Below are 13,626 nucleotides of genomic sequence, written 5' to 3' on the forward strand. Positions count from 1 at the left end.
AACAAAAAAATACCGGAACTCTTGAGCCCGGTATTTTTGCACGGTTTTATGATATTTTTTGCTGGGAGAACAAAAGAAGTCTAATACGCCCGTCCTTCTTTGCCTTCAATAAAATTGATGAATGAGGTATTGACCACTTTGTTTCCGCCATGTGTTGGGTAATTTCCGGTGAAATACCAGTCACCCAGATCGTTGGGGCAGGCTTTGTGTAAATTTTCAATGCTTTGGTACACAATTTCCACTTCGGCCTTACAGTCTTCAGGCTTTAACAATTCAGCAATTTTTGCCGAAATTTCTTCCGCGGTCGATTGGCGGTAAATATCTTTCACATAATTCATAATCTCCTCTTTCGGAAGATTTTCCTGTCCTTTGCATTTCTGGTAAACCTCATCAATCACGTGTTGCTTGCCTTTGTCTTTCAACAACTCGATGGCGGCGGTAAAAGCAATAAATTTTTCCAACACCGCCATGTCGATGCCATAGCAGTCGGGGTAACGAATTTGCGGAGCCGATGAAACCACAATAATTTTCTTTGGATTCAAGCGGTCCAGGATTTTGAGGATACTCTTTTTGAGGGTGGTTCCACGAACAATGGAATCGTCGATAATGACCAGTGTATCTGTATTTTCACGGATGACGCCATAGGTCACATCGTACACGTGGGCCACCAGGTCGTCGCGGCTGGCATCGTCGGCAATAAAGGTGCGAAGCTTCACATCCTTAATGGCGATTTTTTCGACCCGCGGCTCCAGCGAAATAATCGCTTCCAGTTCCTCTTCGCTCATGGTTCCGTTTCCGGCACGAATCAGCTTCTTTTTCCGTTCGAGCAAATGCTGGTTCACGCCCTGCATCATGCCATAAAAAGCAGTCTCCGACGTGTTTGGAATGTAGGAGAACACCGTGTTTTCAATATCGAAATTGATGGATTTCAGAATGGTTGGGGCCAGCAAACGGCCCAGCTGCTTGCGCTCGTGATAAATATCCTTGTCACTTCCACGCGAAAAATAGATTCGTTCGAAAGAGCAGGAAACACGTTTGTGGGGAACACGTACCATTTGGTTCGACACCACGCCATTTCGCTTGACGATCAGCACTTCGCCCGGCTTAATCTCTTTCACCTCGTCGGCTTTGACGTTCATCACCGTTTGAATGACCGGACGCTCCGAAGCAACCACTAAAATTTCATCATCTTCGTAATAGTGCGCCGGACGGATACCCCATGGATCGCGCATGACAAAGGCATCGCCGTGTCCAATCAAACCAGCAATGGCATATCCGCCATCCCAGTCTTTACTGGCATTCTCCAACACACTTTGCACATCCAGGTTTTCTTCAATCAGCGGCGAAATTTCCCGGTTTCCATAGCCTTCGTTTTTGTAGTTTCGAAAACGATACTGGTTTTCCTCGTCCAGAAAATGCCCGACTTTTTCGAGTACGGTAACCGTGTCTGTGTAATTTTTTGGGTGTTGTCCCAAGTCAATCAATTTCTGAAAAAGTTCATCGGTATTGGTCAGGTTGAAGTTGCCGGCCAACACCAGGGTTCGCGATTTCCAGTTGTTTTGCCGCATCACCGGGTGTACAAAGTCGATGCTGTTGCGACCAAATGTACCATATCGTAAATGGCCCAGGTAAAGTTCGCCCGCGTAAGGGAGGTTATTGTAAACCCACTCGGTGTCGTTAATGTCGGCACCATTTTTAATGGCTTTTTTCACACTTTTAAAAACCTTGTCGAACACGTCAATAATCGGATTCGGTTCGATGGAACGATACCTGTTGATGTATTCCTGTCCCGGTTTCAGGTTTATTTTTACACTCACCACCCCGGCGCCGTCCTGCCCGCGGTTGTGTTGTTTCTCCATTAAAAGATAAAGCTTGTTGATACCGTATTGCCAGGTGCCGTATTTTTCCTGGTAGTAACTGAGGGGTTTTTTCAGCCGGATTAGCGCAATTCCACACTCGTGTTTAATCGATTCACTCATTGCTCTGTTTGTCGGAATAAAGTTTTGGAAACTGAATAATATCTTTCACCAGGAAAGCATTGGGGTAACTCTTTTTGATCTGTTCTTTGAGCGCCAATGCTTCGTTTCGGGTTCTGAAATCGCCCACCCTGACTTTGAAGTCGGGGCTTCGGAAAAGCATGTAGGCCTGCTCATTGGGGAACTTCCGCAGAAATTCGGTTTTCACCTCCATCGCCTGCTCGCGGGCACGTAAGCCGGAGCTAAAAAATATCTCCAGACGGTAGCCTTCCGTACCGTTTAAACGCTTGTTTTGGGCCAGGTGCCGTTGCAACAAGGTATCGATTCGGGCATCCTGACGCACAGGAAGTTGCTGAATTCGTGACTCCGAAGAATTGTTGGGGCTGTATGAAGACTCCTGAGCGCTCAGGCTCAGACAAAAAAGGATAAGTATGATCCCTGTAATTTCAAATTTCATATACTATGGTCCTTTAAAAGTGCAAATATAAACTTAATTGACGGAATACAAGAATTGAAGTTTTTAACTGCCTGAAAAAATAAAAAACTTCACATTTCCTTATAAGAGCAAAACGCTTGCCTGATCCAAAAATTTTCCATTTCCCAATTCTATTTAAAAAGGATAAATTTGTGGCCTGATTTCGAGTGCGATGAAAGGGAAGAACGCCAAACTCGAAATCCGGAATGTGAAACTCGAAACTTGAAACAAATCTCCATGAGCCATTTAATTGATGAATTTCAGGCCTATCGTTCAAAAATGAACGAGAAGATTCTCTCAGCCGATAACAAAGTGATGAAACGCATTTACAGTGTGGACACACTGGCCTACCAGGAAGGCGCCTTAAACGTCAAAACCAAAGAGATGCTGGGCCTGGTGTCGAGCATGGTGTTGCGTTGCGACGACTGCGTGAAGTACCATCTTGAAAAATGCCACGAACAAGGCACAAGCACCGAAGAAATATTTGAAGTTTTCAGCATCGCAAACCTTGTGGGAGGTACGATTGTTATTCCTCATACCAGGCGAGCTGTGGAATATTGGGAAGCACTTCAGTTGAAGTGAAATGTTGGACTTTTTTACATGAACCATTAAATTTTTACGAACATGATTGCAATTAGCGCAACCGACAAAAAACTCACGGCTCCGATGGATCTTCGCTTCGGACGTGCTCCATACTTCTTTATTTCTGATGGAGAAGAATCCCGCTTTATCGTAAACCCTTATTGCCACGAAGAAACTGACGTAGCCCCACGGGTTGTCAAATTACTGAGCGAAGCCAAAGTGGATAAGTTAATTACAGGTGAGGTGGGGCCAAAAGCACACACCAGCTTGTATAAAAACAGGATCCAGATCATCATGCTCGACGAAGAACGCATTAAGATCAGCCAGGTTCTTCGGAAGATTAAGTTTTAGCGAGTCCTTTTTCCATTCCGAAGTAAAGTTTCCGGTTCATAAAGGGAATGAATGCCAGCACCAGCGCGTGTTGATATAAGAGCTGGCGCGTTAAACGGTCATGGGTCAGCAGGCCCACTGCTCCGTTTTGCTGCTTGGAGTTTTCCTTGTTGAAAACCCGGTCGTCGGCATCGCCCAGCTCCATGCCTTGAAAAATGAGCCGGGCCACTTCGGGCGGCAGCTCAAAGCTTCCGGTTCGGCCCAGCGCGTGTTGCTTTCCATCCGATACGGCCATCCAGGCAAAAGCATGCAGGCGGCCATCAACCACATCAATACCACCTTCAATGCCCACGTAAAAGTCGGCTGATGGACTGTTTCTCATGAGATTATCTACCCGGTTTCTGGCTCCCGCCCGGGTTTCGCCATCGCTTCGGGGTTGGTGCGAAACGCCCGATTCAACAGCAATGCCCTCAATTTCGAAAGCTTCGGAGAAACATATTTTGAAAGCTTCGGCAACAGCATTCACTTTAACAGGATTTTGAGAAGCAACCAGGATCTTCATGCGATGAAATGATTTAAAAATTCAGGCAATAAAGCTACTTTTACATTTTTTAAACTTCAAACGCACAAGCCTAAAATGATGATTCGGGAAGCAAAAAATGACGATGCCGCACAAATCGCGGCTTTTCAACTTGAAATGGCCTTGGAAACAGAACACCTTCAACTCGATAAAAATACCGTGGAACGCGGTGTCGCGCAGGTGTTCGCCGATCCGTCGAAAGGAACCTACTATGTGGCCGAAAAAGACGGACAGGTAATCGCATCGCTGCTAACGACCTATGAGTGGAGTGATTGGCGCAATGGCACCGTGTTGTGGATCCAGTCGGTTTATGTGCGGCCTGCGTTTCGGGGAAATGGCGTTTACAAGAAAATGTACCGGCACATTCAGCAGCTGGTTGATCGTGACGATCGGCTCAAGGGCGTTCGCCTGTATGTTGACCAGACCAACAGCCGGGCTCAGCAAGTGTATGAAAAGCTGGGCATGACCGCTGAACACTACCAGTTATTTGAATGGATGAAAGACTGAACCATGACACGAAAACCGATTTCACCCGAAGTACGCCGGCAACTGATTATTGCCCAGCGCAACGAAATCACAGAACACCATATTTATAGTCGCTTGGCTGCAAATGTCAAGGATGAACACAACCGCGAGGTATTGACAAAAATTGCCGACGATGAACTCAGGCACTACCACATTTGGGCCAAATATACTGGCCGAGACGTCAATCCCAGTCGTTGGGCGATTTTAAAATTTTACTGGATTGCCCGCTTGTTGGGTATCACTTTCGGCATTAAGTTACTCGAGAAAGGTGAAGAAAATGCTCAGATTAATTATAGCCAGATTGCCCGGGAGGTGCCCGAAGCGGCCGGTATTAGCAAGGAAGAGAATGACCACGAGCAAGAATTGATTCAAATGCTGGAGGAAGATAAGCTGAAATACATCGGTTCAATTGTTTTGGGACTGAACGATGCGCTGGTGGAAATTTTGGGAACCTTGGCCGGACTCACCTTTGCCCTTCAAAACACGAAGATTGTGGCCCTGGCCGGAATCATTGCCGGCATTGCCGGCGCCTTGTCCATGTCATCGTCCGAGTACCTGTCCAACCGCTCCGAGGGAAATGACGAAGGCGCGGTGAAATCGGCCATCTTTACCGGCCTGGCCTACCTGTTTGCCGTAGTGTTTCTGGTGGCACCCTACCTGATTTTCAGCTCACCATTTGTTGCTTTGCTGGTGGCGGTGATCGACTCGGTTTTTGTCGTCTTTATCTACAGTTACTACATATCTGTTGCCAACGATCAACCCTTCCGGAAGCGATTTTTGGAGATGGTCGTTCTCAGCACCGTGGTTGGATTAATTTCGTTTGGCCTGGGTTACCTGGTTCGGATTGCCTTTGGAATAGAGGTTTAGAACAATCCAAAATCAGGACTTGTTGCAATGAAAAAGGAGGACGATTGTGAGCCATTATCTGACAAAACTGATTGCCGAGGGAGAACACCAGACACAGGACTTTAAATACTGCATCAGTGACTCGAAGAAGATCGCCAGATCGTTGGTGGCCTTTGCCAATACCGACGGCGGCAGGCTGCTGATTGGCGTGAAAGACAATGGCAACATTGCCGGAGTGCGGTCGGAAGAAGAATATTACATGGTGGAAGCGGCGGCCAAAATATATAGCCAGCCCGAGATTGATTTTACAACACAACAACATCGGATTGAAGGGAAGACCGTTCTGGAAGTTACGGTTGAGCCAAGCCGGGATAAACCACATTATGCCAGCGGTGAGCAGGGAAAATGGCTGGCGTACTTTCGGAATCACGACGAAAACAAACTGGCCAACCTCATCATGATTGAAGTTTGGAAGAAGCAAAAACGCAGCGGTGGAATTTTCTTAAGCTACTCGGACTCCGAGCAATTTTTACTCGACTTTTTGGAGAAGCATGATACCATTAGCCATGCCGCATTCAGCCGGAAAGCACAAATCACTTACCGGCAAGCCGCACAAATTCTCTCCGATTTGGTTGTTCTCGGAGTCGTAGAGATCAAAACAGATGACAAAACGATCCGCTATGGCCTGTCGGAAAATTTTGACCGGGAGGAGTGGAATGCGGAAAATTCATAATGGGCCGATCCGTTGGAGCCACAGCGGACTGAAAATGATCTTCATTTAATGACCCGGCTAAACTTTTTGTGTTCAAATCAGTTTTATTCATAAATTGAAATTTTTTCCATGAAACGACATATCCGTTTTCTTTTTGCTCTGATCCTGGCTTTGGGGCTTTTTGCCCGATGTGCTGAGGAATCAAAAGACATTCCAGAGGAAGAAGAGAATGTAAAAGAGAACGTGATCAAACCCAACGATTTTCTTTCCGAAGAGCTGTACGACCAGTTGGTGGTTCAAGTGGTGTATGTCGATGGGTACAAGCCCGAAAGCAACTCGACCTATCACCTGGCGTCGTTTTTACAGAGTCGACTGAACAAAAGCGGAGGGATTACCCTGAGTTCACAAATGATTGAATCGCCCGGGAAAAGCACGTATTCCATTTCCGATATTCGGGCCTTGGAAGAAACCCACCGAACGCATAAAACCACAGACAAAACACTGACCGCCTGGATTCTGATTGTGGATGGCGACTACACTGAAAATGAAGGTGACGCCAATACCCTGGGAGTGGCTTACGGCTCAAGTTCCATGGCGCTCTTCGGAAAAACCATACGTGATTTTAGTGGCGGGCTTGGCCAACCTTCAACCCACGTGCTCGAAACCACGGTTTTGAAACATGAATTTTGCCATGTGCTCGGACTGGTGGACAACGGGACTCCCATGGTCAACAATCATTTGGATACGCAGCACGGAAAGCATTGCAACAACGAAAGTTGCCTGATGTATTATGCTGCCGAAACCAGCGACTTTTTGTCAACCTTTTTTGCCGGAAGTATCCCGTCGCTTAAGGAGCAGTGTTTGAGCGATTTAAAAAACAACGGAGGAAAATAGGCCAACAAGTTTCACCAAATCTTAATCATTGGAACCTGATTTCTTACATTTTTATCAGTAGTTTTGAAGCAAGAATAAATACAAACAGAGCCGGAACGCTGCTTACAGACGCACTGGTTCTTTTCGTTTTAACCTAAATCAAATTAAACAGTTATCAGATGAAAAATTTATTGATCGCCATGCTTTGTTTTCTGGCAGCCTTTCCTGTATGGGCACAAGAAAACTACAAAACAATTTCGAAAGAAGATTCCGTAAAAATCTACATTGGAAAAACCACCTACGAGGTAAAAACCTACACCGAGAAACATAAAGCCGATAAGCCGAAAAACATCATTTTTATGATTGGAGACGGAATGGGCGTTTCGGCGGTTCATGCGGGTCTGACGGCTAACGGAGGCCAGCTGTTTCTGAATAATTTCAAACAACTTGGTTTTATTACCACCAATTCGGCCAGTGATTACGTTACCGACTCGGCAGCCGGCGGAACGGCGCTTTCGAGTGGTTACAAAACTTATAACGGTGCCATTGGTGTGGATACCGATACCGTGGCTCAGCCAAGCGTGTTGGAAAAGGCAGAAGCCAAGGGACTGGCAACCGGCTTGGTATCCAGCTCGGCCATTACCCATGCCACTCCAGCCTCGTTTATTGCACACCAGCCTTCGCGAAACCACTACGAAGCCATTGCCGGTGATTTCCTGAAAACAGACATTGACGTGTTTATCGGCGGTGGTTACAAGCACTTCACCGACCGCAAAGACGGGCGTAACCTGACCACCGAATTGGAAGGAAAAGGTTATACGGTGCTTCAGGATATGAATAAAATTGATCAGTTTAAATCGGGAAAGCTGGCCGGATTAACAGCCCCTGAGCACAATCCACGGGTGGACGAACGTGGAGATATGCTGCCACGGGCAACAGGTAAAGCCATTGAATTGCTTAGCCAAAGCAAAAAGGGGTTTTTTCTGATGGTTGAAGGCTCGCAGATCGATTGGGCCGGACACCAAAATAACACCATCTACCTGGTTGAAGAAGTGTTGGATTTTGATCGCTGTATTGCCAAAGCGCTTGAGTTTGCTTCGAAAGACCGCGAAACGCTGGTTGTGGTGACGGCCGACCACGAAACCGGCGGGCTCGGAATCAACAATGGCGCCTACGACAAAAAGAGGGTAAATGGCGAATTTACAACCGGAGGACACACTGGCGTGATGGTGCCTGTGTTTGCCTTTGGGCCGGGAGCCGAACATTTTACCGGAATCATGGACAACACCGACATTCCGAAGAAAATGATGGAGCTGTTGGGTTTGTAACTTGATGGTTGGTCATTGGATAACTGGTCATTGGTCATTCGATAGTCATTAGGTGGTCGTTTAATTGTCATTCGATGGTCTTTCACCAAAAGGTATTGGAATTTGGAACATAGCGTGATTGGTCATTAGTCATTGGTCATTGATGGTCATTCGATAGTCAGTAATTGTGATGGCTGGATGGTGGATAGAATCCCGACTGTTTGGAATTTGAAACCTGGATTTTGGAATTAAAAATTTGCCGCTTGATCCTGGATGCATCATCAGCTTGAGGCCCGAAACTCGTCTGTCCACAACTAACAGCTTAAAAAACTATTGGAGGGAAACATACTTTCTTTCAATAGTTTTTTACTTTTAGGGCCTCGAAGAACTAAATTGAAGCTTATGAACTCTTCCATGGAGCTTTTGGATCATGTGCGGTTGAATTTTTCTCCCTCGGGATTGCTCTTTTTGAATATCGCCCTGGCATTCATCATGTTTGGCGTGGCCCTGGGCATAAAAGTAAGCGATTTTAAAGACATTGTTCAAAAGCCCAAGTCGGCCATTACTGGGATTATTTCCCAATTTCTACTGCTTCCGCTGCTGACGTTTTTGCTTGTAATCGTTCTGAAACCAACGCCAACAATTGCGCTAGGCATGATTCTGGTTGCATCGTGCCCCGGCGGAAATATTTCCAATTTCATGAGCTCGATGGCCAAAGCCAACGCGGCTTTGTCGGTGAGCCTGACTGCTTTTGCAACCCTCAGCGCCGTATTTATGACCCCGCTCAATTTTGCCATTTGGGGAAACTTCTATGTAAAATTTTACAACAACCAGTCGGCCCAGGCTTTGCTCCGACCACTTGAAATTGATCAGTACCAGATGTTCGAAACGGTCTTCATTTTGTTAGGAATCCCGGTGATTCTTGGTATTTTGTTTGCCTCCAGGTTTCCAGAGACCACCCAAAAAATCATCAAACCCCTTCGGACGGCTTCGCTCTTGTTTTTTATTGTGATGGTCATTGCGATGCTTTCGGCCAATTTCAGCCATTTCATGAAGTTTATTCATCTGGTATTTTTTATTGTGCTGCTTCACAATGCGCTGGCTTTGGGCACTGGCTTTGCTTTCAGTACACTCATGCGGCGTCCGTCAATCGATCGTCGGGCCATTACCATCGAAACGGGTATTCAAAACTCGGGCTTAGCTCTGACCCTGATGTTCAATCCCAAAATATTTCCGCCTGAGCTGGAGTTGGGTGGCATGGCTGTGATTGCTGCCTGGTGGGGCATTTGGCATATTTTAAGCGGATTAACCATGGCTGGTTTGTGGGCCAGAAAACCCCTAATTGTTTAGTATGAAGGAATGGTCATTGGGATACGCTTTTTTGAAGCAAATCGTACGCATGGGCATGTGGTTGAGCCACAGTCGGATTACGGTCATTGGCTTGTCGAAGATTCCAAAAAACAAGCCAGTGATTTTTGCCCCGAACCACCAAAATGCGCTGATGGATCCGCTGGCCGTGTTGTGCACCAACCATACGCAGCCCGTGTGGCTGGCCCGTGCCGATATTTTTAAGCTCCGCATCACCCGACCGATTTTACGTTTTCTGAAAATTCTGCCGGTTTATCGCATCCGCGACGGGAAGGAAAACCTGGGTGAAAATGAGCGGATTTTTGCACGGGCCATTGAGATTTTGGAACACAAAAAAGAGTTGGCACTTTTTCAGGAAGCGGCGCATTCGGGAAAACGGCAAATGCTCACGCCCAAAAAAGCCATTCCACGCATTGCGTTTTTGGCCGAAGAAAAGAACAACTTCAAACTTGACCTTCAAATTGTGCCGGTGGGAATCTACTACAGTCACTATTGGCATTTCAATCGGGAGTTGCTGGTCAATTATGGCGATCCGATTGCGGTGGGCGCGTATGAAAATGAGTTTAAAAATGATCCGCAGAAAACAACCCTGAAGTTGCGTGATGCGATCGCGGAGAGGCTGGAATCCCTTATCATCAACATACGCAGCAAAGCCCATTACGAGAACTACGAGTTGATGCGCGAGTTGCTGGGTGCCAGGCAAGTTAATCGCGGCCCGGAAGCTGACCACAGCATGGAAGCCTGTTTTTACCATGATCAGCAATTGATTAAAAGGCTGGAGGAAAAAGAGCAGGAGCAGGCGGGTCAGTTTCAAATCCTTCACCAGCGGCTGGATCACTTTCGGAAATCGCTGAAGAAACTCAAAATAAGCGGTGAGCAGTTGGACCGGCAACGAATTGCCGTCGGGCATCTCGCCACCCAAAGCTTGATTGGCATGGTGCTACTTCCGTTGGTTTTGCTGGCTTGGCTCCTTCACCTGATTCCATTTTTTCTGCCCCGCTACTTCATTCAAAAAAAGTTAAAAAAGCCGGAGTTTTTCAGCACATTTCAGTTTGTTGTTGGTTTGCTGATTTATCCGGTAATCACGGTGGCACTTGCACTTGTCGCCTACCAATCTACAGGGCAAACCGTTTGGGCGATTGTGGTTCCGGCGGCCTACCTGCTGTTAGGCAAACCGGCTTTTTTGGGTTTGAAATACCTGCAGGAACTGAACACCAGCTTCCGCTTGTTTCGCTTTGCCATGAAAAACAAGTCCGAGGCTGACAGGCTGTTCAGCCAGAAGTCGGAACTCATCGAAAAGCTCACGGCCTTGATCAATAGCTGATTTTTTCTACTTTTGCGGCAATCTTTTTGCGATGGACTACATTACCCTCATGATACTTGCCATGGGCTTATCGCTCGATTCGTTTGCCGTATCGGTGATGAGTGGGCTTAGCGTACCCCGGATTCAATTTTTACAAGCCACACGCCTGGCGCTGGTCTTGGCCTTTTTTCAAGCCACGATGCCTTTGCTGGGCTGGGCGCTGCAAAGTGGGATTCGAACGCTGATTGAACCCATTGACCACTGGATTTCTTTTGTTCTGCTGGGTGGCATTGGATTGCATATGATTTATGAGAGTTTTTCGAAACAAGAAACACAAAGCCTAAAAAACCCGCTGAAGTTCCGGGTGGCATTTTTACTGGGGCTGGCCACCAGCATGGATGCCCTTGTTGTTGGATTTAGCGTGGGCAATCTCCTTTCAAAAATCATGATTGCTGTGCTAATGATTGGTTCGGTCACCTACTTCGCGTCCATGACCGGCATCCTGATTGGGAAAAAAACCGGTCCGCATATCAGCCGATACGCAGAGTTAACCGGAGGATTGATCTTACTTTCCATTGGTTCAAAAATTTTATTGGAACACCTTTTCCGGGTTTGAGTTAAGTCTGTAAAGTTTTGTATATTCACACACCATTACCGATGGCCGGAACAATGATGTTCTTTTTTTGCTTATTATCGAAAGCGTACACGATGAAACAGACCCTGGAACCCACCAGCATATTGATTGATTAGTGAGACACGAAATTGGCCCATATTTAATCACCCCCCTGCTACTCGTTCTTGTTTTTTCAGGAATTGTGGGGTTAATGATCAGTATTTATCTGCTTAAATACAGACGGTCACCCGGTATACTCTACCTGTCGCTCATGCAGTTGTCAACAGCCATCTGGGCTTTCTTTTACGGTTTGGAGTTTGCCACGACCGATTTGCAGCTCAAAATCTTCTGGTCTAAGTTTTCCTATATCGGGATTGTTTTTGCTCCGGTGTTTTTTTATTTCTTCAGCGTTTATTTTGCCTCCAAGCAGTTGAAGCTGAGCAAAGCGCTTAAAGCCGGATTAATTGGGCTGGCTGTGCTGTTTCTGGTTTCGGTTTTCACCAATGGATTCCACTCCCTGCATTGGGTGAGCTATGCCATTGATCCGGCGAACAATACCACCATCTACCAGTATGGAATTTCCTTTTGGCTGGTTTTTGTTTTCTGCTACACGCTCTTGATATTGAGTATTGCCAATATTATTCCCTTGCTGTTCGATTTTCCCAAGCGTTTTCAGGGACAGATTCTCTTGCTGGTGTTGGCCTGTTTCTTCCCGGTGGTTGGCAATGCGCTTTATTTATTCAGAATAGGTCCCATTGTTGGATTTGACTGGACACCCATTTTCTTCGTTTTCTCCGGAATCATTTTAACCTTCATCAATGTCCGCTACGGCACGTTTGACCTGATTCCACTTGCCCGGAATAAATTTCTGGATATGTTGCCCGACGGTATCGCCGTTGTTGATCGCCATCAGCGTATTATTGATGTCAATCCGGCATTTCTGCGGCTAACGCAGCAAAAGGAGATCGACGTTCTGGGCAAATTGTTGGAGGAAGCTTTTCCGAAGCGAAAATCGCTCATTCAGCAATTCGCTGACAAAGAGACCATCGAGCCCATTGAGCTGGAAGCCCGGATAAACGGCGATCATGTGTTTTTCGACTTGCGCGTGACGGCGCTGCACGACCAAAGGGGACAGCTGTCGGGCCGCCTGATTACCCTGCGCGACATTACTGAGAAAACGGTTTATGAGCAAAAAATCAGTCGGGCCAATCAACAGCTTAAACTCGAAATTGAAGAAAAGGAGAAATTGATTGCTGATCTGGATGCTTTCGACCACACGGTAGCACACGATCTTAACAATATCATCGGTGCCATCGTGACTTCAACAGATTTACTCTATTACGAGCTGGAACAAAAAAATTATCAGAACCTGGAAGAAGTGATTGAGTTGATCCAGCTTTCGGCCAACAAGTCGTTTCATGTCATCAAAGAGCTGCTTACCCTGGCCAGTGTAAGACAGCAAGATGTGAAAACCGACCGGCTTGATATGATGAAAATTTTCAAGGAAAGCGAGCAGCGACTGGCCGATATGATCAAAACTTCAGGCGCTCAAATTATCAAGCCACGCGATTGGCCATCGGCTTGTGGCTATGGTCCGTGGATTGAGGAAGTGTGGGTGAATTTTTTGAGCAACGCCATCAAATATGGCGGCACGCCACCGGTAATTGAATTGGGGGCCACGCAATTTTACAGTGAAAATAAAGTTCGCTACTGGATTAAGGATAATGGCGATGGCCTGACTCAAAGCAAGCAAAAAAAGCTGTTTAAAAAGTATGAGCGCTTCAACCAAACGCATATTGAAGGCACTGGCCTTGGCCTTTCCATTGTCAAGCGGATCGTGGAAAAGCTGGGTGGCGAAGTGGGCGTAATCAGCAATGGCATTCCCGGCGAAGGGTGCGTCTTTTATTTTACACTTCCGCAGGAGTAGTTTGTTTTGAATGAAGGAATGAAGAAATGTAGGTACAAAAGGGTCCGCTCGAAATTGCTTGCTGACAGCTGTTTGGGAGCTCCAAGCCATCCCATACAATCGCAACTCTAAACTTGAAACTAGAAACTCGAAACTCCAAACTCGTAACTCATCCTAGCCGCGTTTCTTTTTTTTCCGTTGTTTGCGCTGTTTCCCCAGATTTTTATTTC

Annotated in this window: 14 protein-coding genes; 11 read left to right on the top strand and 3 right to left on the bottom strand. The window is 46.5% G+C overall.

Annotation, left to right across the window (positions count from 1 at the left end):
- Positions 1-80 precede the first annotated feature (80 nt).
- Both NC99_RS13365 and NC99_RS13370 read right to left on the bottom strand, forming a co-directional pair.
- Complete coding sequence (locus tag NC99_RS13365; protein ID WP_053184516.1) at positions 81-1,979, bottom strand: amidophosphoribosyltransferase; 1,899 nt, start codon at positions 1,977-1,979, stop codon at positions 81-83.
- Positions 1,972-2,433, bottom strand: a complete 462-nt coding sequence (locus NC99_RS13370; protein WP_053184518.1) for an SPOR domain-containing protein — start codon at positions 2,431-2,433, stop codon at positions 1,972-1,974. Before NC99_RS13370 ends, NC99_RS13365 begins: the two co-directional genes overlap by 8 nt.
- A 255-nt stretch (positions 2,434-2,688) precedes the next feature.
- On the opposite strand from NC99_RS13370, the gene NC99_RS13375 reads away from it, so the two are divergent.
- Complete coding sequence (locus NC99_RS13375; protein ID WP_053184541.1) at positions 2,689-3,033, top strand: carboxymuconolactone decarboxylase family protein; 345 nt, start codon at positions 2,689-2,691, stop codon at positions 3,031-3,033.
- A gap of 42 nt (positions 3,034-3,075) precedes the next feature.
- The gene (locus NC99_RS13380) at positions 3,076-3,384 is read left to right on the top strand and encodes a NifB/NifX family molybdenum-iron cluster-binding protein (RefSeq protein ID WP_053184520.1); all 309 of its coding nucleotides are present in this window, start codon (positions 3,076-3,078) and stop codon (positions 3,382-3,384) included.
- On the opposite strand, the gene yjjX is transcribed toward NC99_RS13380, so the two are convergent.
- The gene (yjjX, locus tag NC99_RS13385) at positions 3,374-3,925 is read right to left on the bottom strand and encodes an inosine/xanthosine triphosphatase (protein WP_053184521.1); all 552 of its coding nucleotides are present in this window, start codon (positions 3,923-3,925) and stop codon (positions 3,374-3,376) included. The two genes, NC99_RS13380 and yjjX, sit on opposite strands and share 11 nt — an antisense overlap.
- 75 nt (positions 3,926-4,000) lie before the next feature.
- Here yjjX and NC99_RS13390 point away from each other — a divergent pair, with 75 nt between their 5' ends.
- From NC99_RS13390 to NC99_RS13430, 9 genes are all read left to right on the top strand, one after another.
- The gene (locus NC99_RS13390; protein WP_053184523.1) at positions 4,001-4,450 is read left to right on the top strand and encodes a GNAT family N-acetyltransferase; all 450 of its coding nucleotides are present in this window, start codon (positions 4,001-4,003) and stop codon (positions 4,448-4,450) included.
- A 3-nt stretch (positions 4,451-4,453) separates the two neighbouring features.
- A complete protein-coding gene (locus tag NC99_RS13395; RefSeq protein ID WP_053184525.1) occupies positions 4,454-5,335 on the top strand; it encodes a VIT1/CCC1 transporter family protein in 882 nt (293 codons plus the stop codon).
- Between the two features lie 46 nt (positions 5,336-5,381).
- Positions 5,382-6,047 (top strand): AlbA family DNA-binding domain-containing protein, encoded by a 666-nt coding sequence (locus NC99_RS13400; protein WP_204375003.1) that lies wholly within the window; start codon positions 5,382-5,384, stop codon positions 6,045-6,047.
- Positions 6,048-6,155: 108 nt separating this feature from the next.
- Positions 6,156-6,920: a zinc metalloprotease gene (locus NC99_RS13405; RefSeq protein ID WP_053184530.1), complete on the top strand. Its 765-nt coding sequence runs from the start codon at positions 6,156-6,158 to the stop codon at positions 6,918-6,920.
- A 158-nt stretch (positions 6,921-7,078) separates the two neighbouring features.
- On the top strand, positions 7,079-8,227 hold the full coding sequence (locus NC99_RS13410) for an alkaline phosphatase (protein ID WP_053184531.1): 1,149 nt from the start codon (positions 7,079-7,081) through the stop codon (positions 8,225-8,227).
- A 381-nt stretch (positions 8,228-8,608) separates the two neighbouring features.
- Positions 8,609-9,556 (top strand): bile acid:sodium symporter family protein, encoded by a 948-nt coding sequence (locus tag NC99_RS13415; RefSeq protein ID WP_053184533.1) that lies wholly within the window; start codon positions 8,609-8,611, stop codon positions 9,554-9,556.
- Between the two features lies 1 nt (position 9,557).
- Entirely contained in the window at positions 9,558-10,898 is a 1,341-nt protein-coding gene (locus tag NC99_RS13420; RefSeq protein WP_053184535.1) for a 1-acyl-sn-glycerol-3-phosphate acyltransferase, read from the top strand.
- A gap of 31 nt (positions 10,899-10,929) precedes the next feature.
- Complete coding sequence (locus NC99_RS13425) at positions 10,930-11,493, top strand: manganese efflux pump MntP (RefSeq protein WP_053184537.1); 564 nt, start codon at positions 10,930-10,932, stop codon at positions 11,491-11,493.
- A 133-nt stretch (positions 11,494-11,626) separates the two neighbouring features.
- Positions 11,627-13,417 carry a sensor histidine kinase gene (locus NC99_RS13430; protein WP_262509311.1) on the top strand — a complete coding sequence of 597 codons (1,791 nt, stop codon included), beginning with the start codon at positions 11,627-11,629 and terminating at the stop codon, positions 13,415-13,417.
- Positions 13,418-13,626: the final 209 nt, after the last annotated feature.

The sequence above is a fragment of the Sunxiuqinia dokdonensis genome, assembly GCF_001270965.1.
In the GTDB taxonomy this organism is placed as follows: Bacteria; Bacteroidota; Bacteroidia; order Bacteroidales; family Prolixibacteraceae; genus Sunxiuqinia; species Sunxiuqinia dokdonensis.